Origin of the sequence: Cryobacterium sp. M96 (assembly GCF_002929845.1) — a bacterium.
GTDB classification, from domain to species: Bacteria; Actinomycetota; Actinomycetes; order Actinomycetales; family Microbacteriaceae; genus Cryobacterium; species Cryobacterium sandaracinum.
The window spans coordinates 60,488-85,115 of sequence record NZ_PJJS01000048.1; the positions used below are offsets into that span (position 1 = coordinate 60,488).

A 24,628-nucleotide genomic window follows, 5' to 3' on the forward strand; every position below is an offset into this window, starting at 1 on the left:
CGACGATAGCGTGCGCGCGGACGCGCCGTTACGCGCTGATGCTGTGGCGGCTCGTCGTTCGGGTGCCGTCGACCATGGTGTGCAGGAAGTCCACCAGCGGCAGCGGCAGCAGCCGCTGGTCGTGGGTGACCAGCACCGTGGCGGTGTCGTGCTCGACGGTGAGCCGCGCGGGCCGTTTGCCGGCCTGGCCCAGAAGACCCACGGCATCCGGCATAAGGTTCGACTGCTGGAAGACGATGCCGAGCCGATCCCAGCGCAGCTGCGCCTTTTCGGCCAGGGACAGCAGGGTCGCATCGATTTCGCCCATGTGCACGGACCCGCTGTCGGGCGTGATCAGGGTGGACGCCACGGCGAGCAGGCTGGACGTGCCGCTGGATGCTCCAGACCGTGAAGAACGCGCCGAAGACCAGCGCCGAGATGCCGAACAGCATCGCCACCACGAGCAGCAGGCCGCCACACATCTACCCGAAGCTCGGGGTGTCCTCACGCCCGGCAGGCCGGCCTGATCCGTCGGGCCTGACCGGCCGCGTGACCTCTCGGCGGGCCTGACCCCGCGCCCTCTCGGCGGAATCATCGGGGGTGGCCGAGGCTCAGACTCGGGCGGGCGTGACGAACCGCTGCCAGGCCCAGGCCCCGATGCTGAGGGCGGCGAACAGGGTGCCTGCCACCCACCACAGGCTGAGGCTGCCACCTTCGTGCCAGAGTTCCACCGCCGGGGACAGCACTCCGAACATGATCGTGAAGGCGAGCACGGTCAGGCACGCCCAGATCGGCGGTGACCAGGCGAGGATGCTCCGTCCGCTGGTGCGTCCGATCGGGATCAGCACCAGCGCTGCCGAACCGATCGCGGCCAGCACCACACTGTTGATGATCTCGGCCGCCAGCGCGCTGAGGAAGCCGTCCGCGGCCGGCAGCAGGCCCAGCGTCAGCCAGCCGACCACGGCCAGCCCGATCAGGCTGCCGGCCCGAACGGCGGCGAGTGGGCCGCGCCTCGGCGTCAGTACCTCGGGGGCCACGGTGACGCTGCCGAGCAGCCCGAAGACCAGCGCCGGGTGAACGTCGAAAGCCCGGGAGGCCAACGCGGTCAGGGCGACCAGCAGCAGGTAGCGGGGCAGGAAAGTCACGGATGCTTTCGTCCGCCACACGCGGGAGCTCCACCAGAGCGGAACGAGTGCTCCGACCGCGTTGACGATGAGGAGGGCCAGCGCCACGGCGAGGAGCAGCCGCAGGTAGGCAGGCTGGCTGGTGACCGGCCCGGACAGCATGACGAGGGTGGCCGCGGCCAGCACGGCGGCGCCGGCCACCAGCCACCGGTTCAGAGGTAGTTCGGGAACGGTCTCGAATTCCTCGCGGGAGCGGTTGCGGCCCGCGATCGGCATGCTCTGCCAGAGCGGGTGGCCGTCCGTGGCCCGGAACACGGTCCCGGCGAGGAGGCGCGCGGGGATGCAGAGCAGCAGGAGGGCACCGAGCGCCAGCAACGCCGCCTGGAACCAGGAGAGGTCGGGGGTCGACCACGGCGGCAGCACTGCCGTGGCGAACCGGGTGGGGTCGTTCCAGCCGCCCGGCAGCGGTGTGGCCAGGGCCACGGCCGGACGGTCTGCCTGCGGTGCCGGCGAGGCCGGGGCTGCAGAACCGGGCGGGGCTTCCGCCGGTGCCGACTCCTCGGCCGGCGGCGGGGCGGCGGGGGCGTCGGCGGACGGGGCGGTCGCCTCGGGGCCGGTCGAGCCGGAGGGGGAAGGGGTGGGGACGCCGTAGAGCACGTCCACCCCGGGGCTGCCCGGGCCGAGGTTGCCGGCCAGGTCGAGTTGCACCGCGATCACCCGGAAGGTACCGGCAGCGACTCCGCCCGCCGAGCAACTCCACGACCCGGATGCGACGACGGCGCTGCAGACCGAATATGACCCGGCGAAGACGGTCACGGTCGCACCCTCTTCTCCGGTGCCCATGTACCCGGCGTCGGTGAGCGGCAGCTGGGCGCCGCTCGCCGGCGTGGTCAGCGTGGGCGGCGCCGGACGGTCGAGGTCGAAGACGAGGTCGACCGGTGCGCTCGAATTGGACCATGAGGGATTGCTGTAGCTCGTCTGCTGGCTGGCCGAGACCTCGGCCTGCCCGCCGGCGAGGCCGTCGGCGAACGTGCACGACCAGTTGCCGGAGGAGTCGGCGGTGGCCGTGCAGCGCGGGCCGCCGCTCACCGTGATGACGACGGACGCCCCCGGATAGCCGGTGCCGCGCACCGTGCCGTTGGTCAGGCTCCCACCGGTGGGACCGCCCGTCACCCGGGGGGCGGACAACACGGCGATCGTGTGCTCGTCGGTCAGGTCGGCGGCTCCGGTGACGACGACGCGAAGCGGCACGGATGGCCCGCTCGGCAGGGAAACCGCGGCGCAACTCCACTGGCCGGCGCCGTCGACCACGGCGAAGCAGAGCGGGTCCTGACCGTCGACGGGGGAGAGCAACCGGATCTCCCGGCCGGCTTCGCCCGTGCCGGAGACGGTGGTGGTTCCGCTACCCACGAAACTGCCCGGCGGTGGGCTGACGATGGCCGGCGCGTTCGTCGGCGCCGCCTTGGTGTCCCGCTCGCTTGTGGGAGCCGGTGTGGGAGCCGGCGTGGCTGCGGCAGTCGGTTCGGCGAACGCCGCGCCCGGCACGCCGAGGAGAGACAGGCCGACCAGGGCGACGAACAGAGGCAGGGTGCCGGGCGTCCACCGTCGGCGACGGCGCCCGGGCGTTCCGCCCGAACCGGCCATACGTGTCCCGTACATGATTCCCCCTGTGACCATTTCACGGGCCAGCGCCGGGAAAGTCAACGTGCGACACGCAATTTGACGGCGACGGCACCCATTCGTGATCGGCGGGGGCCATAGGCCATACTGGCGTCGGAACATCCACGCTGCTGCTTCCCCGCGCAAGAGCACGGGGCGGCTGTGGCTGGGTCACCGCGCCGGGTATCCTCAATCCCGGCTACTGAAGGCGGTGCGCCGATGCTCGACCTCTCCCACCGCCTTACGGGCCGGCCGTGGCAGACCCCGGGGCTGTTCTGGCCCGAGCTCACGGCCGCGACGGCGCACCTGGACGCCCCCGTCGCCGCCCTCCACCTGGGTGCCCTGCGCCACAACGCGCACGACCTGCTGGACCGCGCGGCCGGCACCTCCCTCCGGGTCGCGTCGAAGTCGATTCGGGTGAGTGGCGTGCTTGAGGCCATCCTGGCCGTGCCCGGCTATCGGGGTGTGCTGGCCTACACCCTGGCGGAGGCGCTCTGGCTGGCTGAGACGGTGACGGATGTCGTCGTCGGCTACCCCACGGCCGACCGGTCCGCGATCCGGAAGTTGGGCCGCTCGCCCGAGCTGGCCAGGGCGGTCACCCCGATGGTCGACTCGATCGCGCACCTCGACGTCATCGACGCCGTGCTTCCGCCCGGCAGCCGGACCCCGATCCGGGTCTGCCTCGAACTCGACGCGGCCTGGGACGCCCCCGTGCTCGGCCATCTGGGCGTCTGGCGTTCACCCGTGCACACACCCGGCGAGGCCCGCCGGGTCGCCGCGGTCATCGTCGCCCACCCCGGCTTCGTCCTCGTCGGCGTGATGTCCTATGAGGCGCAGGTGGCTGGGATCGGCGACAGGCCGGCCGGGAAACCGCTCCGGGGCCTGGTCACCCGCTGGGTGCGGCGCCGGTCCGTTGGCGAGCTCAGGGAGCGGCGCAGCGCGGCCGTCGCCGCGGTGCGCGAGGTCGCGCCCCTCGAGTTCGTGAACGGGGGCGGAACCGGCTCGGTCGAGAGCACGCGCGCCGACGCATCCGTCACCGACATTGCCGTCGGCAGCGGCTTCTTCGGCGGCCACCTCTTCGACAATTTCGCGAGCTTTCGGCCCGCGCCTGCGGCCGCGGTCGCGGTCGCCCTCACGGTGGTGCGGAAGCCCAGCCCCGACACGGCCGTACGGCTCGGCGGCGGCTGGATCGCGTCCGGCGTGCCCGGGGCCGACCGGCTGCCCCGCGTGGTCTGGCCGGAGGGCCTCAGCCTGGCGCCGCGGGAGATGGCCGGTGAGGTGCAGGCGCCGCTCACCGGTGTCGGTGCGGCCCGGCTCCGCGTCGGTGACCGCGTCTGGGCGCGGCACACCAAGTCGGGGGAGCTGAGCGAGCACGTGAACGAGTTCGCGCTGGTCGAGAATGGAAAGGTGGTCGATATCCTGCCGACCTACCGGGGTGAGGGGAAGGCCTTTCTGTGAGTGCGAGCGGAGCGGTGTGGCGCAACTGGGCCCGGAACCAGGCGGTGACCCCGGTGCGCGTGGAGCGGCCGTCGAGCGTCGCCGCCGTGCAGCGCGCCGTGGTGGCGGCCGGGGCGGTGGGCCTTCGGGTCAAGGCCGTGGGCTCCGGGCACAGCTTCTCGGGCATCGCGCTCGCGCCCGGGGTCCAGCTTGACCTGTTTGACCTCGCCGGGCTGATCGGTGTGGACACCGTGGCCGGGCAGGTCACTCTGGCCGCGGGCACCCGACTGTTCGAACTGCCGCGGCTGCTGCGGCCCTACGGTCTGGCCCTGCCGAACCTGGGCGACGTGGACCGGCAGACGATCTCCGGCGCCACGTCCACCGGGACCCACGGCACGGGCGGCCGGTACGGCGGCCTGGCCACCCAGATCGTGGCGCTGACCCTGGTGGTCGGTGACGGCACCCTGCTGCGCGTGAGCGCCACGGAGAACCCGGAGCTGCTGCCCGCGACCCGGCTCGGTCTCGGTGCGCTCGGAATCGTGGTGGACGTGACCCTGCAGTGCGTGCCCGCGTTCCTGCTGCACGCGGTGGAGGCGGCCGAGCCGCTCGAGGAAGTCCTGGAGCACTACCTCGACCGGTCCGACCACAGCGATCACTACGAGTTCTTCTGGTTCCCGCACACCGAGACCGCCCTGACCAAGACCAACACCCGGCTGCCCCTGGAGTCCGGCCGGTCGCCGCTCGGCAAGGTCGCCCGCTTCGTCGACGACGAATTGCTCGCGAACGGGGTCTACCGCGGCATTTGCGCCCTGGGCGCCGTGGCGCCGGCGACAGTCCCCGGATTCAACCGACTCGCCGCCCGCCTGACCGGCAGACGCGAATTCACGGATGTCTCCCACCGCGTGTTCCTGACGAACCGCACGGTGCGTTTTCAAGAAATGGAATATGCCCTGCCGCGCGCCCTGGTACCGGCCGCGCTGCGGGAAGTGCGGGCGCTGATCGAGGCGCGGGGTTGGCGCATCTCGTTCCCGATCGAGGTGCGCTCGGCCGCCGCCGACGACGTCTGGCTGTCCACCGCAGCGGGCCGGGAGACCGGCTACATCGCCGTGCACCGTTACTACCGGGAGGATCCGGCTGCGTATTTCCAGGCGGTCGAGGCCATTATGCGCGCGCACGGCGGGCGTCCGCACTGGGGCAAGACGCACGACCGGGATGCGGCGTCCCTCCGCACCGACTATCCGCACTTCGACGACTTCCTCTCGGTGCGTGACAGGCTTGACCCGGAGCGCCGCTTCAGCAACAGCTATCTGGAAAGAGTCCTGGGTCGATGAGCAACAGCAACACCCCCGCCGCCCGTGCTTGGGAACACCGTGCGGGGGAGCTGGGAGACCGGCTGCCCGACGGCTTCACCGTGGGCGTGGCAACGTCCGCTTTCCAGATCGAGGGTGGCGCCAGGCAGGGCGGTCGCGGCGAATCGAGTTGGGACACGTTCACGGCCACCGCCGGGCGCATCCGTGACGGCTCCAACGCATCCGTTTCGACCGATCACTTCAATCGGCTCGAGGAGGACGTCACGCTGCTCCGCGAACTGGGCGTCGACGTCTATCGGTTCTCCCTGGCCTGGTCCCGGCTGCAGCCCGATGGCCGCGGCTCGCTCAGCCGGGCCGGCCTGGCCTTCTACGACCGGCTGCTCGACGGGCTCCTGGTCGCGGGGATCAGCCCGATGGCGACCCTGTTCCACTGGGACACCCCGTTGCGGTTGCGCGGCGGCTGGCTGAACCGAGACACCGCGATGCGGTTCGGCGACTACGCCCACCAGGTCGGCGAGGTGTTCGGGGACCGGATCGACTCCTGGCTGACCCTGAACGACCCCGCGACGGTGACCCTCAACGGCTACGCCCTCGGCACGGATGCCCCGGGGGAGGCCCGGCTCTTCGGTGCCCTGCCGGCGGCGCACCATCAGCTGCTTGCTCACGGACTCGCTGTGCAGGGGCTGCGCGCCGCCGATGTGCGCGGCCGGATCGGGATTTCCAACGTGCACTCGCCCGTGCAATCCGCCAGCGGCCGCGAAGCCGACGAGGTTGCCGCCGCGCTCTTCGACGTGCTGCACAATCGCGTCTACGCCGACGCGGTGCTGCTCGGCCGCTACCCGGAACCGCCGGAGCCCTACCAGGTGCCGATGCGGATGCTGCTGGAAACCGACCCGGACGACCTCCGCACCATCCACCAGCCGCTCGACTTCTACGGGCTGGGCTACTCCCAGCCGAGCCGGATCAAGGCCGGCGCCGCTGCCCCGAAGACCCTGAACGGGCCGCCGCCCAGCGGGCCGCCGGAAAAGGTCGTGGCCTTTCCCTTCCACGTCACCCCGTTTCGCGAGTTCCCGGTGACCAACGCCGGCACGGCCATCGCGCCCGAATACCTCGGTGTGGCCCTCGGCGAACTGCGCGACCGCTACGCGGAGAACCTGCCGCCCGTCTGCATCACGGCCGGGGGAGCGAGCTTCCCCGACGTCGCCGACACGTGGGGTGCCGTGCACGATCCGGCGCGGATCGACTACCTGGCCGAGCACATCACGGCGGCGCTCGCCGCGGTGGCCCCCGGCGGGATCGCCGACGGGGTCACCCTGCAGGGCTACCTGGTCTGGTCCCTGCTGGACAGCTTCGAATGGACGGCCGGCTACACCCAACGGTTCGGCCTCGTGCACGTCGACTTCCAGAGCGGCACCTGCACCCGCACCCCCAAGTCTTCCTACCGCTGGCTGCAGACGGTGCTCTCCGCCCGCTGACGGTCGCGTGGGGCCGGTCGTCGCCGCGTTACTTGGAGTGTGTCGGGAAGCGCATGTGAGCCTCAGGGCGCGCGGTTATGATAATTCGTGCGTCGTAAAAAACGCCGCCGCGGCCTGCTTGCCCGCCCCGCCTCACCTCAAGGAGAAGCTGCCATGGAATGGCTCATCCCGGTCCTCATCGTTGTTGCACTCGTCGTCATCATTGGGATTTACCTCTGGGCCACGTACAACTCTCTCGTCACCCTCAAAGTGCGCGTGGACGAGGCATGGAGTGATATCACCGTTCAGTTGAAGCGCCGGGCCGACCTGATCCCGAACCTGATCGAGACGGTCAAGGGCTACGCGGCACACGAGCGGGCCGTTTTCGAGAACGTCACGAAGGCACGGGCCGAGTCGCTCAACGCGCAGGGTCCGGCCGAGGCCGCCGCCGCCGAGAACCACATGCAGACCGCGCTGCGCAGCATCTTCGCCGTAGCGGAGGCGTACCCGCAGCTGCAAGCCAGCCAGAACTACCTGCAGTTGCAGGGCGAGCTTGTCGACACGGAGGACAAAATCCAGGCCTCACGCCGGTTCTATAACGGCGGCGTTCGGGAACTGAACACGAAGATCCAGGTCTTCCCCAACAACCTCATCGCCCGCAACCTCGGGTTCACCCAGCGAGACTTTTTCGAGGTGTCCGACTCCGCCGCCATCGCGGAGCCGCCTCGCGTTCAGTTCTAGCGGACGGCTTCCATGTACAGCGCAATTGCGCGCAACAAGCGCAACACCGTCTTCATCATCATCCTGTTCATCGCCATCATCGCGGGTCTCGGCTGGCTCGCCAACGCGGTCTATAGCACGCCCGGTGACTACAGCATCCTGATCTTCACGGTCGTCTTCGCCACGGGGTATGCCGTGGTGCAGTACTTCGTGGCCGGTCGCCAGGCGATCGCGATGAGCGGCGGCATCCGCATCACCAATCAATCGGAGAATCCGAGGCTCTGGAACATCGTCGAGAACCTCTCGATCACCACCGGCACGCCGATGCCCGCGATCTATGTCATCAACGACCCGGCGCCGAACGCCTTCGCCACCGGGCGCGACCCGGAACACGCGATCGTCGCGGCCACCACCGGCCTGCTGGAGATCATGACCGACTCCGAGCTCGAGGGCGTCATGGCGCACGAGCTCGGCCACGTGCGCAACTACGACATCCGCCTGTCGATGGTCGTGTTCGGCCTCGTCGTCGCCGTCGGGTTCATCTCGGACATCTTCCTTCGAATGGCGTTCTTCGGCCGGAACAGCAAAAACAATGGCAGCCCCGTCATCATGGTGGTCGGTCTCGTCGCCATGCTCGTGGCGCCCCTGATCGCCACGATCGTGCAGCTTGCGGTGTCGAGGCAGCGCGAATACCTGGCGGATGCGACGGCCGCCCTGACCACGCGGCATCCGGACGCCCTGGCCAGCGCACTCGGCAAGCTCGAGGCCTTCGGGCGCCCGATGAAGAAGCAGAATACCTCGATGGCCCACCTCTGGATCGCCGACCCGCTCAAGCCCGGCGTGATGGACAAGCTCTTCGCCACGCACCCGCCGATCGCCGAGCGCGTCGAGCGCCTGCACACGATGGGCCGCAAGTTCTGACCTGCTTCGACGGCCGCTAACGCAGCTCGGCGGCCAACGCCTCGGCGAGATTGCCGCGCCGTTCCACCTCGATCTGTGGCAGGCCCTGCCAGGCGGCGGCCTCCTTGAGAACAGATGAGAGACGCCCGGCCGTGTCCGACGGCGCGCCCGGCTCCACCCAGGCCGCGCGCACCCGCAGCACCTGCGCCTGCCGGTCGTTCTTCAAGTCGACCCGGCCCACGATCGTGTCTCCGAGCAGCACGGGCAGGCAGTAGTACCCGAACACCCGCTTCGGTTCGGGCGTGTAGATCTCGATCCGGTAGTGGAACCCGAACAGGCGCAACGCGCGCGCCCGTTCCCAGACGACCGGGTCGAACGGCGACAGCAGGGTCGCGGCATCCACCCGGCGCGGGAGCCGCGCGTCGCGGTGCAACCAGGCGCCCCCCGATGCGCCGCCCGCACCCCAGCCCGGCACCTCGACCGGGATGAGCTCGCCGGCATCCTCGAGGTCGTGGATGGCCGCCAGGGTCGCCGGGCCGCGCAACCGGAAGTAGTCGGCGAAGTCCTTCCCCGTGCCGATTCCGTGCGCTCGCGCCGAGCGACTCACCAGCTCGCGGTGCGCGTCGTCCCGGCCGATCGTGCGCTCCCGCAACTCCCGCGGGAACACCTGCTCCGGCAGCCCGTAGACCCGCTCGAACCGTTCCCGGCCCGAGATCGCCACGTCGCCCCAGCGGAACAGGGTCTCCAACCCGGTCTTCACGTCCGACCAGCCCCACCACGGGCTGCGGCGGCGGTTCGCGTCGTGCTCGATGGCGCTCGCGCGCAGGGGACCGTTGGCGGCAAGCTCGGCGAGCAGCCAGTCGAGCATCGGCCGGTTGCCCTGAGCCCACGCCTCGGTTGCCGACCGGGTCCGGAATTCGCGCATCCGCCAGCCGAAGAGCGGCCAGGCGTCGCGCGGCAGGAACGATGCCTCGTGCGCCCAGTACTCGGTGAACCGGGATTCGCGGCCCGAGGTCAGCCGGTCCAGCTGCGCCTTGTCGTAGGCGCCGAGTCGGCTGAACGCCGGCATATAGTGGCTGCGCTCGAACACGTTCACGGAGTCGATCTGCAGCAGCCCGAGCCGGTTCACCAGGGCATCCAGTTGACGGATGCCCGGCGTCACTGACGGCGGGCGGCCGAAGCCCTGCGCGCCGAGCGCGATCCGGCGGGCAAGGGCTGGGGAGATCGTCTGCACCACTCTCCGACCCTAGTGGCACGCTTCAGACGGCATTCACCCGATGTTCAGCGGCGCACCCCCTCACGGTCGACGGCTGCTCCTAGCCTCGCTTTTACCGGCTACCCGGCTCCACACGTCCGCGTTCTCGCGCGGCGGCCGACACCGGTCCGACGGAGGAAACTTGTTCACCACCCGCATCCTGGCCGCCCTGGCCACGGCCACCGCCCTCGCCCTGAGCCTGTCCGCCTGCTCCGGTGCCGCGGATGCCGGTCCCGGCACCACGGGGGTCGATGCCGCCTCCGCGACCAGCCTCTCCGCCTTCGGCGACCTGGCCGCCCTCGAGGACGCGGCCCGGGCCGAAGGCGCCCTGAACGTGATCGCCCTGCCGCGGGACTGGGCCAACTACGGCGCCGTGCTCGACGCATTTTCCGAGAAGTACCCGGAGATCACCATCACCGAGGCCTCGCCGGACGCGTCCAGCGCCGAGGAGATCCTGGCCGCGGACAACCTCGCCGGGCAGGACACTGCCCCCGACGTATTCGACCTGGGCCTCGCGGTGGCGCTGTCCAGCACCGATCGCTTCGCGCCCTATCAGGTGGCGGCATGGGCCGAAATCCCGGATGCGCTCAAGGAGGCCTCCGGGCTGTACACGGGCGACTACGGCGGCTACCTGGCGGTCGGCTACGACCCCGACGCCGTTCCCGCGCCGACCGAGCTGCGTGACCTGCTCGGCGCCGAGTACACGGGCAAGGTCGCGATCAACGGCGACCCGACACAGGCCGGGGCTGCGTTCGCCGCTGTCGGGCTGGCCACCGTGCAGAGCGGGAGCGATGTGAGTGACTTCCAGGCCGGCATCGACTTCTTCGACGAGCTCAACCAGGCCGGCAACTTCGTCAAGATCGACCCGACTTCGGCGACCATCGCGTCGGGTGAGACCCCGGTGGTCTTCGACTGGGACTACCTCAACGTGGGCTACGGCACGAGTCTGGCGGGCGAGCGCAACTGGGAGGTCGTCGTCTTTCCGGGAACCGGGTACGCCGGCTACTACAACCAGGCCGTGAACAAGGATGCCCCGAACCCGGCCGCAGCCAGGCTCTGGCAGGAATTCCTCTACAGCGACGAGGGCCAGAACCTCTGGCTCTCCGGTGGCGCCCGCCCCGTGCGCGCCGAGGCGATGGCGGCGGCCGGCACCATCGACGCCGCGCTCTTCGCCGCACTCCCTGCGGCCCCGGCCGAGACGGTCGTCCCCTCCGAGGCGGAGAGCGCCGCGGGGGCCGCGCTCCTCGGCGCGAAGTGGGCCGCAGCTGTCCGGTAGCCGGCGCGGCACGGCGGCAGCCTTCGGGCTGTTGCCGTTCGCGGCATATGTGGTGCTCTTCCTGCTCGTGCCTACCCTGATCGCAGTCGGAAGCGGCTTCGTCGACGAGTCCGGGGTGTTCACGCTCGACACTGTGGCCGCGCTGGGCAACCCGGTCGTGAGAGACGCCTTCGCCGCGTCATTCGGACTGTCGGCACTCACCGCCGTTGTGGGTGCGATCGTCGGTGCCCTTGCCTGCTACGGCTTGCTCGGCGCGCGCGAGAACGGCCCCCTCCGCGCCGTCGTGGACTCCCTCAGCGGCGTGCTCGCCCAGTTCGGCGGCGTCATGCTGGCCTTCGCGTTCGTGGCGACTATCGGCATCCAGGGTCTGGTCACCGTGATCCTGCGCGACACCTTCGGCGTCGACATCTTCGCCGACGGGGTATGGCTCTACGAACTCCCCGGCCTCGTGCTGCCCTACATCTACTTTCAAGTTCCCCTGATGATCATCACCTTCCTGCCCGCGCTGCAGGCACTCAACCCGCACTGGGCCGAGGCCAACGCAACCCTCGGCGGCAACCGGGCCACCTACTGGTTCCGGATCGCGTTCCCGGTGCTGGCGCCCTCGTTTCTCGGCAGCCTGCTGCTGCTCTTCGCCAACGCGTTCTCCTCCTATGCGACCGCCGCCGCGCTCACCAGCCAGGGATCGCAGATCGTTCCGCTGCAGATCCGCTCGGCCCTGACCAGTGAAACCCTGCTCGGCCGGGAGAATCTCGCCGGGGCGTTGGCGCTCGGCATGATCCTGGTGATGTTCGTCGTCATGTCCGGCTACTCGGCGTTGCAGGCACGGGCGGCCCGGTGGCAGCGATGAAGGCGGTGGCGCACACCCCCACCCGGCTGGCGCGCGGCCTCATCCTCGGCAGCATCGGCCTCCTCTTCGCCATCCCCATCGTCGCCATGGTGGAGTTCACCTTGCGCCGCGGCCTCGCCGGCGGCCACGACCTCTCCCGCTGGACGGCCCTGTTCCAGGGTGGCTTCGCCGGCCCGTACCGTTCGGTTCTCGTCGCGCTCGGGAACTCGGTCGGGCTGGCCGTGGGCACCGTCTCGATCGTTCTCCTGCTGCTGGTGCCGACCTTGCTGCTGGTGCACCTGCGGTTTCCCCGCCTGCGCCGCGTGATGGAGTTCGTCTGCATCCTGCCCATCAGCATCCCGGCCATCGTCCTCGTGGTCGGCCTGGCCCCGGTGTACTCGGTGCTCGCCCGCCTGCTTGGCAGCGGCGTGTGGACCCTCGCGTTCGCCTACGGCATCACGGTGCTCCCGTTCGCCTACCGGGCCATCCAGACGAACCTCGACGGCGTCGACGTGTGCACGCTCAGTGAGGCGGCCCGCACGCTCGGCGCGGGCTGGGTGAGCGTGCTCGTGCGGGTACTGATCCCGAACCTGCGCCGCGGCATCCTCGCCGGCGCGTTCATCTCGGTCGCAGTCGTGCTCGGCGAATTCACGATCGCCTCCCTGCTCAACCGCATCACCCTGCAGACCGCGCTCGTTGTCGTGAGCAAGGCCGACCCCTACACGGCCGTCATCCTGTCTCTGCTCGCACTCACCTTCGCATTTCTGCTCTTGCTCGTCATCGGGCGTCTCGGCACGGTTCGCGCCGGCAGCCGGCGACGGCCCACCACCGGAGGTCAGCTATGAACCAGAACCAGCTTCGGACCCAGAATCAGAACCGGGACCGTTCGGTGGCGACCGCTCCGGCGGGAGCCTCGGTGCGCTTCGCGGGCGTGGTGAAGGACTTCACCGGCCACCGTGCCCTGGCCGGCTTCGATCTCACCCTGCACGCGGGCGAGTTCGTCGCCCTGCTCGGCCCGAGCGGTAGTGGCAAGACCACCGCGCTGCGGGTATTGGCCGGGCTCGAATCCACGGATGCCGGAAGCATCCTGATCGACGGAGCCGACGTGTCGACACTGCCGACGAGCCGGCGCGACCTGGGCATGGTGTTCCAGTCCTACTCGCTGTTCCCGCACCTCAGCGCGGGCGAGAACGTCGAGTTCGGCCTGCGCATGCGGAAGGTCCGCGGCGAGGAACGGCGCGCCCGAGCGGCCGCGGCCCTCGCCCTGGTCGGGCTCGACGCCCACTACGACCGCTTCGCGCACCAGCTCTCCGGCGGTCAGCAGCAACGGGTGGCGCTGGCGCGCGCCCTCGTCACCGAGCCCCGGGTTCTCCTGCTCGACGAGCCGTTGTCGGCCCTTGACGCCCAGGTTCGGGTGGTGCTGCGCGAGGAGATCCGGCGCATCCAGACCGAACTGGGCATCACGACCCTGTTTGTCACGCACGACCAGGACGAGGCGCTCGCCGTGGCCGACCGCGTCGCCGTGATGCGGGCGGGTTCCATCGAGCAGGTCGGAGCACCGGAAGAGCTCTACACCCGGCCGGCCTCGTCGTTCATCGCGGACTTTGTGGGGCTCAGCAATCGACTGGTCGGCGTGGTGCGCCACGGGTTCGCGCGGGTTCACGGTGCCTCTCTGCCGCTACTCGACCCCTCGCAGGCGGATGGCGCTGTGTCCGTCTCCGTGCGGCCGGAAGACCTCGAATTCGGCGCTGCGGGGGCACCAGGGGTCGTGCTCTCGTCGAGTTTCCACGGCTCGCTCCGGCGCACGAGGGTGCGCCTGGACGACGGCGCGTCGCTCGTCGTGCAGCACGGCGCGCGGCTGCATCCGTCGGCCGGGGACCGGGTCCTGGTGCGGTTCACGGGCGCGCCCGTCTCGGTCGACCCGCTCCCCTCTCCGGCGTAGTGACCGGTCCGGGGCCTGAGGCAGCGAGCACCTTTGGCCCATACCGGAGACGGCACGTGTGATTGCCTAGACTGATGCCGTGATGGAAACCGACGGAAAACCCGCCCGCAGCGGCTTCTTCGGCGTGTTCGGACGCCGCCGCACCGTACCCCCGATCCTGGTCGAGCTCCCGCCCTCGCACGGCTACGGAGTCGACGAGAACCTGCCGGCCGGCATCCGACTCGCCGCCGCCTGGTCCTGGCGCCTGCTCGCGCTCGCCGGCGCACTTGCTGTTTTCATCTTCATCGTCATCCAGCTCCGGTTGATCGTCATCCCGCTGCTCGTGGCCGTGCTGGTGTCGGCACTGCTCGTGCCCTTCGTCGGATTCCTGGTGCGACACCGATTTCCCAAGGCTCTCGCGGTCGTGGTCGCTCTGATCAATACCTTCGCGATCCTCGGCGGACTGATCACGCTGGCCGTGAAGCAGATCGCCATCGGCACGGTCGGCCTGAACGAGAGGCTCGCCGCCTCCTACGAGAGCCTCAAGGCCGTTCTCCTGGCGTCGCCGCTGCAGCTGACCGAACCGGAGCTCAACGCGTTCCTCGGCCAGGCCTGGGACGCCATTCAGGCGGACAGCCAGGTTTTCGTCTCTGGGGCGCTCTCCGTGGGGTCCTCGCTCGGCCACCTGGTGACAGGTTTCCTTCTGGCGCTGTTCAGCCTGCTGTTCATCCTGATCGATGGCAAGGGCATCTGGTCCTGGATCGTGCGCCTGTTCCCCCATGGCGCGCGCGCGGCCATCGATGGCGCGGGGGTGGCCGGCTGGACCACGCTGGGGAACTTCGCCAGGGTGCAGATCCTGGTGGCGTCCATCGACGCGATCGGCATCGGGGTCGGGGCCGCACTGCTGGGGGTTCCGCTCGCCATCCCGATCGGCGTGCTCGTTTTCCTCGGCTCGTTCATCCCCATCGTCGGCGCCGTGGCCACGGGCGCGGTGGCGGTCGTGATCGCCCTGATCTTCAACGACTGGGTGGTGGCTTTGCTGATGCTCGGCGTTGTGCTGCTGGTGCAGCAGATCGAGGGTCACGTGCTACAGCCCCTGATTATGGGTACGGCGGTCAAGGTGCATCCACTGGGTGTCGTTCTCGTGGTGGCGGCCGGCGCCCTGCTCGCGGGCATCGCCGGCGCCCTCTTCGCCGTGCCGATCGCTGCCGTACTCAACGTCATGATCAGCTACATCAACAGCGGGGCGTGGCGATCCGAGCAGACCGCCTCGGCACCCGTCTTCGCCTCCTCGTTGTGGCAGACCGTCCCGCAACGCCCCGGTTTCCGCCGACCGGCATACCGCCTCGAGAAAAGTGCCTCCCATGACTAATGTCTCGCTCGTCGGACCGACCCTGGCCGATTTCGAGTCCGCCCGGGACATCGTCGGTCGGGTCGCCGCCGTCACCCCGATGGAAACGTCCCGCTACCTCTCGGAGCTCCTCGGCGCGCCGGTCCTCCTCAAGTGCGAGAACCTGCAGCGCACCGGGTCCTACAAGATCCGCGGCGCGTACAACCGGATGTCCAAGCTCACCGACGAAGAGAAGACCCGCGGCGTCGTGGCCGCCTCGGCCGGCAACCACGCCCAGGGCGTCGCCTTCGCGGCGCGGGAGCTCGGCATCCAGGCCACGATCTTCATGCCCGTGGGCGTCGCCCTGCCCAAGCTGCAGGCAACCCGCGACTACGGCGCGCACGTCATCCTGCGCGGCAATACGGTGGCCGAGCCGCTGCTCGCGGCCGCGGAGTGGGCCGCCGAGACCGGCGCCATCCTGATCCCGCCGTTCGACCACGCGGATGTCGTCACCGGCCAGGGCACCGTGGGTCTGGAGATCCTCGACCAGGTTCCCGACCTCGCCACCGTGATCGTTCCGATCGGCGGCGGCGGCCTCATCTCCGGTGTCGCCAGCGTGCTCAAGCAGCGCGCGCGCCGGGACGGCCGCCAGATCCGGGTGATCGGGGTGCAGGCCGCCAACGCGGCCGCTTACCCTCCGTCCCTCGAGGCCGGCCGGGTGCTGGAGATCCAGATCATGCCGACCATCGCCGACGGCATCGCGGTGGCCAAACCGGGCCTGCTCAATTTTGAGATCGTGCGTGATGCCGTCGATGAGGTCGTCACCGTCACCGAGGATGACACGGCTCGTGCCCTCCTGGTGCTGCTCGAGCGCGCCAAGCTCGTGGTCGAGCCGGCCGGCGCGGTCGCCGTGGCGGCGATCCTCGCAGGCAAGGTCACCGCGACCGGCCCGACGGTCGCGATCCTCAGCGGGGGAAACATCGACCCGCTGCTGATGCAGCGCGTGATCAGCCATGGTCTCTCGGCATCCGGCCGCTATCTCACGTTGCGCATCATGCTGCCCGACCGTCCCGGGCAGCTGGCCCGCATCTCGGAGCTGCTCGCCGAGGCGCACGCCAACGTGATCGAGGTTCTCCACACGCGGCACGGTGTGGGGCTTCAGATCAGCGAGGTCGAACTCAACGTCAGCGTCGAGACTCGCGGGCCCGACCACCGCCAGCTCGTCGTGGATGTGTTGCGTGCGGCCGGATACGACCCGCAGATCGACTAGCGGGGGAGCTTCGACGAATCGTGCGTCGTGGGTTTGACGCTCGTGACGGTGCCGTGCCTCTAACGAATTCGACGGAGATTCTGCCCGGATCGGCTCCAGAAGCCCCGAGAACTCGCATTTTCCGCAAAATCTCCGTCGAATCGGTTCGACGACGGGAGCCAGGCGGGGCGCGGCGCGAGCGGGGGACCGGTGCGGCTAGTCGCCGGTCCAGGTCTCCACGAGGAAGATCTCGACGGCGATTTCCTTGCCGGTGGGCGTCACGTACGACGTCGTCGCTCCGACGGCGAGGCCGATGATCGCGGTGCCGAGCGGGCTCTGCTCGCTGAAGACGTCGAGGTCGCTGTCCCCGGCGATCTCGCGGCTGCCGATCAGGAAGCGGGTCTCATCGCCGGCGATCGTGGCCGTGATCACGGTTCCCGGCTCGACGACGCCCCGGCTTTTCGGCGCATGGCCGACCTCGGCGTTGCGCAGCAGTAGAACGAGGGTGCGGATGCGGGCCTCCATCTTCCCCTGCTCATCCTTGGCCGCGTGGTAGCCCGAGTTCTCCTTGAGGTCGCCCTCCTCGCGAGCCGATTCGATCTTCTTCGCGATCTCGACGCGCCCGACGGTGCTGAGCGTGTCCAGCTCCGCGGCGAGGCGGTCGTGGGCCTCCTGCGTCAGCCAGGTGACCGTGGTTTCGGTAGTCATGGGTGGAATCTCCTCATGCTTGTTCGTGCTCGTTCGATGCCCGTGCGGGTGAACCCGCAGATATACAACGGACGCCCCGACGATCACGTCAGGGCGAAGTCATCAGTCTAGGTCAGCCAGCAGCGGTAAATCAATCCGGTGTTGCTCTGCTCGGTGGTGCGCACATCCGTCGTCGTCGACCGCGAATACACGATGCTCGCGGGCAGGTCGACGACTTTCCAGCCAACCACCGTGAAACTCTCGTTGAGCGCCTGAACCGCGCAGCTGGCGGTGCGGCCGACCGGAATGGACGCCTCGAACGTGACGCTCACAGTGTTCTCGTCGATGATGCTGTGACGGATGTCCCGGGTCTCGATCAAAGGCTGCGATGCCCCCAGTCCCACCCAGACCACGAAGCCCAGGAGGATTGCCGCGAGGGAGCCGGCTGAGACGAACAGAACGCGGCGGTCTCTCGTGCCCCGGTTCGGGGCGCGCCCGTACCGGGTGTCGAGGTTGCTGCTCAGGGCCACTCAGACTCCACACTCACGGATCAACGATTAGTCTTGGTACCAAGGTTATCTGGCATTTCTGAGGAGTTTCATGGCGCTGCGACTCTTGGCGGTGCACGCCCATCCCGACGACGAGTCGAGCAAGGGCGCTGCGACCTATGCCCACTACCGGCGTCTCGGCGTCGAAGTGATGATCCTGAGCTGCACGGGCGGCGAGCGGGGGAGCATCCTGAATGAGGCTCTGCTCGGCCATCCGCTGGCCGAGCGGGACCTGCCGGGACTGCGCCGTCTGGAAATGGCCGAGGCCCAGCGGGCCCTCGGCGTGCAGCACCGCTGGCTCGGCTACGAGGACTCCGGCATGAACGAAGACGGTTCGGTGCCCCGGAACTCGTTCGCGGACATCCCGGTGGCGATCTCCGCCGAACCGGTCGTCCGGCTGATCCGCGAATTTCGGCCGCAGGTCCTGGTGACCTACGACGAGAAGGGCGGCTACCCGCATCCCGACCACATCCGCTGCCACGACGTGTCGATGGAGGCCTACCGTGCGGCCGCCGACCCGACCCGGTACCCGGATGCCGGTGAGCCCTGGCAGGTCGAGAAGCTCTATTACGATCGGATTTTCAACCTTGAACGCGTCGACGCCATGTTCCTGGAACTGAGCGTCACGGAGCCGGACTCGCCCCTGCTGGAGCCGCTCGGAGCGGCCAGGGAATGGATGAAAGACTACCCGAAGCTGGCCACGACCCATGTGCCCGTCGGTGACTTCCTCGAGGTGCGGGACGCGGCGCTTCGAGCCCACGCGAGTCAGGTTGCTCCCACCAGCAGTTTCTTCTTCTGGCCGAACGACCTCATCCGCGAGGCGTGGCCCTATGAAGACTTCCAGCTCGTCGAATCGAAAGTGGACACCGTGATACCTGAATCCGACCTCTTCACCGGAATCCGGGACGACTCGTGAGCGGCCTGATCCTGGCTCCCCTCGTGAGCATCGTCTTGGCCGCCACCCCACCGCCGGAGTTCGACCCGAACACGGTGACGCCGGGCCCGGAAGGCTTTGTGGCGATTGCTCTGGTCGCCGTGGGAGCGGTGCTGCTGGCGATGGACATGGCCCGCCGAGTGCGCCGCAACACCTACCGCGCCGAGATTCAGGAACGTCTGCAGGCGGAGATGGCCGCACAGAAGGCCGCAGAGGCCGGAATCGCCGACAAGGACTAGCGAACTACGGGTGGATCGGGTTCGTCGCGATGATCATGATCGCCGCCCAGTGGCAGAGGAAGGCCACCACGGTCAGGGTATGGAAGATCTCGTGGAAGCCGAATACGCCCGGCAGCGGGTTCGGCCGCTTCATGCCGTAGATGACGGCGCCGACCGAGTAGCAGAGCCCGCCGACCATGATCAGTGTCATCATCGCTGCGTTGGCCTGGAAGAAGTCCACGATGAACATCAGCGCTCCCCAGCCGAGTGCCAGGTACAGCGGAACGTAGAGCCAGCGTGGGGCGTGGATCCAGAACACTCGGAACGCGATTCCGAGGATGGCGCCGCCCCAGACCAGCGACAGAAGCAGCGTGGACTTGGCGGGCGGCAGGGCCAGCACGGCGATGGGCGTGTAAGAGCCCGCGATCAGCAGGAAGATGTTGGCGTGGTCGATCCGTTTGAGGATGACCTTCGTGCGCGGACTCCAGTCGAACCGGTGGTATAGCGCCGAATTGCCGAACAGCAGCATCGAGCTGAGCACGAACACGAGCGAACTCCACCGGGCCGCGCTGCCCTCGGCCGACAGGAGCAGCACGATCCCGGTCACGATCGTGACCGGGAACGTGCCGGCGTGGATCCATCCTCGCCAGGTGGGCTTGACGTCCACCTGCGGGGGCAGGTCGTCCTCGAACAACGGCAGGTTGGGGATGTCATCCGCTGAGGCCATGCTGCAAGAATAGGACAGTGTGCATGCCGCGCGCGGTACGCGACGCTCCCGAGTGGGCTAGCGTAACTGTGTGCAGAAACGGGAAGTTCCTTGGGCGCGCGGCATTCTCTACGGGGTTTATCAGCGTCGGCTTCGTCGCGGGCTGACGCCGGATGTGCTTCCAAACCACGTCGCCATGATCATCGACGGCAACCGGCGCTGGGCCAAACAGCTCGGGTTCGACTCCGCCGCCCACGGGCATCGGGCCGGTGCCGCCAAGATGCGGGAGTTCCTCAAGTGGTGTGACGACCTCGGCATCTCCGTCGTCACGCTCTACCTGTTGTCGTCCGACAATCTCACCAACCGGCCCAGCGAAGAACTCGCGGAGCTGACGAAGATCATCGCCAAGCTCGCGGAGGAGTTGTCCCGGTACCGCGACTGGCGGGTGCAGCAGGTCGGCTCGAAGACCGGACTGCCCGAGCCGCTGGTGGCCGCACTGAACGCCGCGGAAGCGCGCACGGCCCGCAAGAAGGGGCTGCACGTCAACCTTGCCGTCGGCTACGGCGGGCGCACCGAGATCACCGACGCAATGCGCAGCATCGTGGGAGCGCACCTTGCCAGCGGCGGCGTGCTCGAGGACCTTGCGGAGACGCTGACCCCGGATCTGATCGGCGCGCACCTGTACACGGGCGGCCAGCCCGATCCGGACCTGGTCATCCGCACGTCGGGGGAGCAGCGCATCAGCGATTTCATGCTCTGGCAGAGCGCACACAGCGAGTTTTACTTCGTGGAGGCGCTCGGGCCTGACCTCCGCCAGGTCGATTTTCTGCGCGCCCTGCGCGATTTTGCCCGGCGCCAGCGCCGCTTCGGAGGGTAGGGGCACCTCATGACGGCTCTCGAACGGTTCCTTGACGGGTTCATCGCGGAACCCGGTTACCTCGACTATGCCCGGATCGGCCCGCTGTCGGCGGGTGTGGTCGCCGAAACCCTCGGCCAGACCGAGGTGCTCTCGCGGGCCCGGTTCGGCAGCCTGGACCACTTCCAAGCCCAGGACGAGCGGCTGCGCACCGCCGTGGCCCGAGCGACCGGATTCCGCGCCGACCAGGTCGTTTCCGAGCCCAACACCACCACCGGCGTGATGCAGGCCATGTTCGGCCTGACGGGGGCGGTGCTGCTGTCGTCGGGCGACTTTCCCACGGTCCCGTTCGCGGCCGTGCGCGCCGCGGAGGCGCTGCAGGTGGTCACCCCGCTCTGGCTGGCGACCGACCACGGCCGCGTCACCCCTGGTCAGATCCGGGAGCAGCTCACCCCGGCCACTGCCGCAGTGGCGGTCTGCCTCGTCGATTCCCGCACCGGCCATCGCGTGGACCTCGAGGGCATCCGTCAGGTCATCGGCGACCGTTTGCTCATCGTCGACGCCATCCAGGGTTTCGGCGCAGTGGATGTCCCCTACGAGGTGGCAGACGTCGTCGCGTCGGGCGGGCAGAAATGGTCCAGGGCCGGCTGGGGCACCGGGTTCCTGGCTCTCAGCGACCGTGCGGTGGAACGCTTGGTCCCCGTGTTCTCCGGTTTCGCCGGCACCGACGTCCCCGAGCCGTGGGACGAAGTATTGCCGCCGAGCCGCAGCGCAAACGCGTTCCGGGTGAGCAATGGCGACGCCATCGCCCAGGCCCGGTTCGCGGCCGCCCTCGAGGAGGTGGCCGAGGTCGGTATCCGTGCCATTGAAGATGCGATCGCCGTGAACGTGTCGCTTCTGATCGATCTGGCGGACGAGTTCGCTGTGCCCGTGGTTTCCTCCCGAGACGACCGGGAGCGGGCCGGCATCCTGGTGCTCGAGCCACCGGCGAGCCAGCTCACGCTGCTGAGCATCGCGCTGCACAACCACGGGGTGACGGCGACGACCCGCAGCGGGACCGTGCGGCTGAGCACCCATGCTGCGCTCAGCCCGGACACGGTCGACATGCTGCGCGGGGCGTTCACCTCGTATGCGACCGCCGTGACCTACTGACGACGGCTCGGTGAACATTGTTTCGAATGGGCGTGTCGCTCTTCCCCTGGAGCGTGCGGGTAAGTAGCGTCATGCTTATCAGGTATGGCGCCTGATCGAGACGGCCACATAAGTACGTCTCGAGAACCCTGTGGCCGCTCGCCAACACAATCTGTGCCTCACGGGGCACGGGGTGGGAGTGGTTGTGACCGCTAATCAGATCGATAACAAGGGTTCTAACCAGAGCGCGTCGGCGACGGGGCAGACCGAATGCACGTACGTTCTTGACACCTCGGTTCTGCTCTCCGATCCCAAAGCGATCTTCCGTTTCGCGGAGCACGCCGTCGTGCTCCCCGTCGTGGTGATTGCGGAGCTCGAGGCCAAACGCAACGACCCGGAGATCGGCTACTTCGCTCGCCAGTCACTGCGGTTCCTTGACGAACTGCGGGTGAAGCACGAACGGTTGGACTTCCCGATCCCGGTCGGTGACGGCGGCAGCCTCCGCGTGGAGCTCAACCACTCGAACATGTCGGTGCTTCCGTCCGGACTGCAACTCGGTGACAACGACTCCCGCATCCTGGCCGTGGCCCTGAATCTCGCCCACGACGGCTTGAATGTGACCGTCGTCTCCAAGGACCTGCCCCTGCGGGTCAAGGCGGCCTCGCTCGGCCTCACCGCAGAAGAGTACCGTCATGAACTTGCCGTGGATTCCGGCTGGACCGGCATCGACGAGATCACCTTGGGCTCGAACCTGATCGACGAGCTCTACGACAAGGAGGTCGTGCACACCCGTCTCGTGCAGGACATGCCCGTGAACACGGGCCTGGTCATCCACTCCGACCGCGGTTCGGCGCTCGGCCGGGTGACCGGCAACGGCGCGATGAAGCTCGTGCGCGGCGACCGGGACGTCTTCGGGCTGAAGGGACGCTCGGCGGAGCAGCGGCTCGCCATCGACCTGCTGCTCGACCCGGAGATCGGTATCCTGTCACTGGGAGGTCGGGCCGGCACGGGGAAGTCGGCGCTCGCCCTCTGCGCCGGGCTCGAGGCCGTGCTGGAACGCCAGCAGCACCGCAAGATCATGGTCTTCCGACCGCTCTACGCGGTCGGCGGCCAGGAGCTGGGGTACCTGCCCGGCGACGCCGCCGAGAAGATGAGCCCGTGGGCCCAGGCGGTCTTCGACACACTCGGGGCCATCGTCTCCGAGAACGTTCTGGAGGAGGTCATCGAGCGCGGCATCCTCGAAGTCCTGCCGCTGACGCACATCCGCGGCCGGTCCCTGCACGACGCTTTCGTGATCGTCGATGAGGCTCAGTCGCTCGAACGCAACGTGCTACTCACGGTGCTCAGCCGGATCGGGCAGAACTCGCGGGTGGTCCTCACCCACGATGTGGCGCAGCGGGACAACCTGCGGGTCGGCCGCTTCGACGGGGTGGCGTCGGTGATCGAGACGCTCAAGGGACATCCGCTCTTCGCCCACATGACGCTCACCCGCTCGGAGCGGAGCGCGATCGCCGCCCTCGTGACCGAGATGCTCGAGGGCAACGAGGTGCGCTAGCGCCCTGACGAATTCGACGGAGATTTTGCCCCAGAAGCCGCTTTCGGTACGAAAACAGGCAACTGGGAGCAAAATCTCCGTCGAATTGGTGAGCGCTGAACGGACAAGGAGCTGCGCAAGTGAGAAAGTGCGGGGCTACTTCGCCTGAGGCGGGCGGGTCATGCTCAGCACGTCGAGGGCGGTGTCGAGCAGTTCGAGGGTGACCTCGCCGCGCTCAACGAAACCGAGCGCGATGACGGAATCGCGCACGGTCACCCCTTCGGCCACCGAGTACTTTGCCACCTTGGCCGCGGCCTCGTAGCCGATGACCCGGTTTAGAGGAGTGACGATGGCGGGGGAGGACTCGGCCAGCGCGCGCGCGCGCTCGACATTCGCTGTGAGGCCGTCGACGGTCTTGTCGGCGAGCACGCGGGCCGCGTTCGAGAGCAGGCGGATCGACTCGAGCAGGGCGGTGCCCATCACCGGGATCGCGACGTTGAGCTCGAACGAGCCCGACGCGCCCGACCAGGCGATGGTGGCGTCGTTGCCGATCACGCGGGAGCAGACCATCAGCACGGCCTCGGGGATCACCGGGTTCACCTTGCCCGGCATGATCGAGGAGCCCGGCTGCAGGTCGGGGATGTTCAGCTCTCCGAAGCCCGTGTTGGGTCCCGAGCCCATCCAGCGCAGGTCATTGCAGATCTTGGTGAGGCTCACCGCGATGGTGCGAAGGGCGCCGGATGCGTCCACCAGGCCGTCCCGGTTGGCCTGCGCCTCGAAGTGGTCGCGTGCCTCGGTGACCGGCAGTTCGGTCTCCTCGACGAGCAGCTCGATCACGAGCTGCGGGAACCCTGCGGGCGTGTTGATGCCGGTTCCGACCGCAGTGCCGCCGAGGGGGACCTCCGCGACGCGGGGAAGCGCGGTGCGCACGCGCTCGATGCCGAGGCGCATCTGCCGCGCGTATCCGCCGAACTCCTGGCCGAGGGTGACCGGGGTGGCATCCATCAGGTGGGTGCGGCCGGCCTTGACCGCGCCGGCCCACAGCTCGGCCTTGGCCTCTAAGGCCACAGCCAGGTGGTCGAGTGCGGGGACGAGCTCGTCGATGAGCGCGCTCGTCACGGCGAGGTGCACGGATGTCGGGAACACGTCGTTGGAGGACTGAGACGCGTTCACGTGGTCGTTCGGGTGCACCGGGCGCCCGAGGCTGCGGGTCGCCAGGGTCGCGAGGACCTCGTTCATGTTCATGTTCGAGGAGGTGCCGCTGCCGGTTTGGTAGACGTCGATCGGGAACTCGGAGTCGTAGCGACCGGTGGAGACCTCGTCGGCGGCGGCGGCGATCGCGTTGGCGATGTCGACGTCGAGTACCCCTAGTTTCGCGTTCGCCAGGGCGGCGGACTTTTTGATGCGTGCCAGGGCGGCGATCTGGGCGGGCTCCAGTACCGAGCCGGAGATCGGGAAATTCTCGACGGCCCGCTGCGTCTGCGCCCCGTAGAGGGCGGCGACCGGAACCCGGACCTCGCCCATCGTGTCGTGTTCGATCCGGTACTCGGCTTCAGCGGTCTTGTCCACCA

At 68.8% G+C, this 24,628-nt stretch carries 23 protein-coding genes; 16 read left to right on the forward strand and 7 right to left on the reverse strand.

Going from position 1 to position 24,628, the window contains the following annotated elements; all coding sequences use genetic code 11:
- Positions 1-28: 28 nt before the first annotated feature.
- The gene (locus CXY79_RS09225) at positions 29-349 is read right to left on the reverse strand and encodes a hypothetical protein (protein ID WP_158250262.1); all 321 of its coding nucleotides are present in this window, start codon (positions 347-349) and stop codon (positions 29-31) included.
- A 241-nt stretch (positions 350-590) separates the two neighbouring features.
- Positions 591-2,762: a hypothetical protein gene (locus tag CXY79_RS15980; RefSeq protein ID WP_158250263.1), complete on the reverse strand. Its 2,172-nt coding sequence runs from the start codon at positions 2,760-2,762 to the stop codon at positions 591-593.
- Positions 2,763-2,981: 219 nt separating this feature from the next.
- Between CXY79_RS15980 and CXY79_RS09235 the strand changes: the two genes are divergently transcribed.
- The 5 genes from CXY79_RS09235 (at position 2,982) to CXY79_RS09255 (ending at position 8,604) form a co-directional block, all read left to right on the forward strand.
- Complete coding sequence (locus CXY79_RS09235; protein WP_104100839.1) at positions 2,982-4,220, forward strand: alanine racemase; 1,239 nt, start codon at positions 2,982-2,984, stop codon at positions 4,218-4,220.
- Entirely contained in the window at positions 4,217-5,530 is a 1,314-nt protein-coding gene (locus CXY79_RS09240; RefSeq protein ID WP_104100840.1) for a D-arabinono-1,4-lactone oxidase, read from the forward strand. Before CXY79_RS09235 ends, CXY79_RS09240 begins: the two co-directional genes overlap by 4 nt.
- Positions 5,527-6,984: a glycoside hydrolase family 1 protein gene (locus CXY79_RS09245; protein WP_104100841.1), complete on the forward strand. Its 1,458-nt coding sequence runs from the start codon at positions 5,527-5,529 to the stop codon at positions 6,982-6,984. Before CXY79_RS09240 ends, CXY79_RS09245 begins: the two co-directional genes overlap by 4 nt.
- A 153-nt stretch (positions 6,985-7,137) precedes the next feature.
- Complete coding sequence (locus CXY79_RS09250; protein WP_104100842.1) at positions 7,138-7,704, forward strand: LemA family protein; 567 nt, start codon at positions 7,138-7,140, stop codon at positions 7,702-7,704.
- A 12-nt stretch (positions 7,705-7,716) separates the two neighbouring features.
- Positions 7,717-8,604 carry a M48 family metallopeptidase gene (locus CXY79_RS09255; protein ID WP_104100843.1) on the forward strand — a complete coding sequence of 296 codons (888 nt, stop codon included), beginning with the start codon at positions 7,717-7,719 and terminating at the stop codon, positions 8,602-8,604.
- Positions 8,605-8,620: 16 nt separating this feature from the next.
- Here CXY79_RS09255 and CXY79_RS09260 read toward each other — a convergent pair whose 3' ends face one another.
- The gene (locus tag CXY79_RS09260; RefSeq protein WP_104100844.1) at positions 8,621-9,820 is read right to left on the reverse strand and encodes a winged helix-turn-helix domain-containing protein; all 1,200 of its coding nucleotides are present in this window, start codon (positions 9,818-9,820) and stop codon (positions 8,621-8,623) included.
- 160 nt (positions 9,821-9,980) lie between these two features.
- On the opposite strand from CXY79_RS09260, the gene CXY79_RS09265 reads away from it, so the two are divergent.
- The 6 genes from CXY79_RS09265 to ilvA all read left to right on the forward strand — a co-directional run bounded on the left by CXY79_RS09265 (position 9,981) and on the right by ilvA (position 16,464).
- The gene (locus CXY79_RS09265) at positions 9,981-11,114 is read left to right on the forward strand and encodes an ABC transporter substrate-binding protein (RefSeq protein WP_233191387.1); all 1,134 of its coding nucleotides are present in this window, start codon (positions 9,981-9,983) and stop codon (positions 11,112-11,114) included.
- A 31-nt stretch (positions 11,115-11,145) separates the two neighbouring features.
- Complete coding sequence (locus tag CXY79_RS09270; RefSeq protein ID WP_369827966.1) at positions 11,146-11,964, forward strand: ABC transporter permease; 819 nt, start codon at positions 11,146-11,148, stop codon at positions 11,962-11,964.
- Positions 11,961-12,788 carry an ABC transporter permease gene (locus CXY79_RS09275; RefSeq protein ID WP_104100891.1) on the forward strand — a complete coding sequence of 276 codons (828 nt, stop codon included), beginning with the start codon at positions 11,961-11,963 and terminating at the stop codon, positions 12,786-12,788. The genes CXY79_RS09270 and CXY79_RS09275 overlap by 4 nt, the downstream gene beginning before the upstream one ends.
- Positions 12,785-13,885 carry an ABC transporter ATP-binding protein gene (locus CXY79_RS09280; protein ID WP_104100846.1) on the forward strand — a complete coding sequence of 367 codons (1,101 nt, stop codon included), beginning with the start codon at positions 12,785-12,787 and terminating at the stop codon, positions 13,883-13,885. Before CXY79_RS09275 ends, CXY79_RS09280 begins: the two co-directional genes overlap by 4 nt.
- A gap of 82 nt (positions 13,886-13,967) precedes the next feature.
- Positions 13,968-15,236, forward strand: a complete 1,269-nt coding sequence (locus CXY79_RS09285; protein WP_104100847.1) for an AI-2E family transporter — start codon at positions 13,968-13,970, stop codon at positions 15,234-15,236.
- Positions 15,229-16,464, forward strand: coding sequence for a threonine ammonia-lyase (gene ilvA / locus CXY79_RS09290; protein WP_104100848.1), 1,236 nt, complete (start codon positions 15,229-15,231; stop codon positions 16,462-16,464). The genes CXY79_RS09285 and ilvA overlap by 8 nt, the downstream gene beginning before the upstream one ends.
- Before the next feature lie 195 nt (positions 16,465-16,659).
- Here the strand turns inward: ilvA and greA are convergent, their stop codons facing one another.
- Together greA and CXY79_RS09300 are read right to left on the reverse strand one after the other, a co-directional pair.
- Entirely contained in the window at positions 16,660-17,151 is a 492-nt protein-coding gene (greA, locus tag CXY79_RS09295; RefSeq protein WP_104100849.1) for a transcription elongation factor GreA, read from the reverse strand.
- Positions 17,152-17,258: 107 nt separating this feature from the next.
- Entirely contained in the window at positions 17,259-17,660 is a 402-nt protein-coding gene (locus tag CXY79_RS09300; protein ID WP_104100850.1) for a DUF4307 domain-containing protein, read from the reverse strand.
- Positions 17,661-17,730: 70 nt separating this feature from the next.
- Here CXY79_RS09300 and mca point away from each other — a divergent pair, with 70 nt between their 5' ends.
- A complete protein-coding gene (gene mca, locus CXY79_RS09305) occupies positions 17,731-18,594 on the forward strand; it encodes a mycothiol conjugate amidase Mca (RefSeq protein WP_174720221.1) in 864 nt (287 codons plus the stop codon).
- On the forward strand, positions 18,591-18,851 hold the full coding sequence (locus CXY79_RS09310) for a hypothetical protein (protein ID WP_233191388.1): 261 nt from the start codon (positions 18,591-18,593) through the stop codon (positions 18,849-18,851). The genes mca and CXY79_RS09310 overlap by 4 nt, the downstream gene beginning before the upstream one ends.
- A 4-nt stretch (positions 18,852-18,855) precedes the next feature.
- On the opposite strand, the gene CXY79_RS09315 is transcribed toward CXY79_RS09310, so the two are convergent.
- Entirely contained in the window at positions 18,856-19,557 is a 702-nt protein-coding gene (locus tag CXY79_RS09315; protein WP_104100851.1) for a hemolysin III family protein, read from the reverse strand.
- Positions 19,558-19,627: 70 nt separating this feature from the next.
- Between CXY79_RS09315 and CXY79_RS09320 the strand changes: the two genes are divergently transcribed.
- The 3 genes from CXY79_RS09320 (at position 19,628) to CXY79_RS09330 (ending at position 23,078) form a co-directional block, all read left to right on the forward strand.
- Positions 19,628-20,413, forward strand: a complete 786-nt coding sequence (locus CXY79_RS09320) for an isoprenyl transferase (RefSeq protein ID WP_104100852.1) — start codon at positions 19,628-19,630, stop codon at positions 20,411-20,413.
- Between the two features lie 9 nt (positions 20,414-20,422).
- Positions 20,423-21,544 (forward strand): aminotransferase class V-fold PLP-dependent enzyme, encoded by a 1,122-nt coding sequence (locus CXY79_RS09325; protein ID WP_104100853.1) that lies wholly within the window; start codon positions 20,423-20,425, stop codon positions 21,542-21,544.
- 199 nt (positions 21,545-21,743) lie between these two features.
- The gene (locus CXY79_RS09330; protein WP_233191395.1) at positions 21,744-23,078 is read left to right on the forward strand and encodes a PhoH family protein; all 1,335 of its coding nucleotides are present in this window, start codon (positions 21,744-21,746) and stop codon (positions 23,076-23,078) included.
- A 135-nt stretch (positions 23,079-23,213) separates the two neighbouring features.
- Here CXY79_RS09330 and CXY79_RS09335 read toward each other — a convergent pair whose 3' ends face one another.
- Positions 23,214-24,626 (reverse strand): class II fumarate hydratase, encoded by a 1,413-nt coding sequence (locus CXY79_RS09335; RefSeq protein ID WP_369827967.1) that lies wholly within the window; start codon positions 24,624-24,626, stop codon positions 23,214-23,216.
- Positions 24,627-24,628 lie beyond the last annotated feature (2 nt).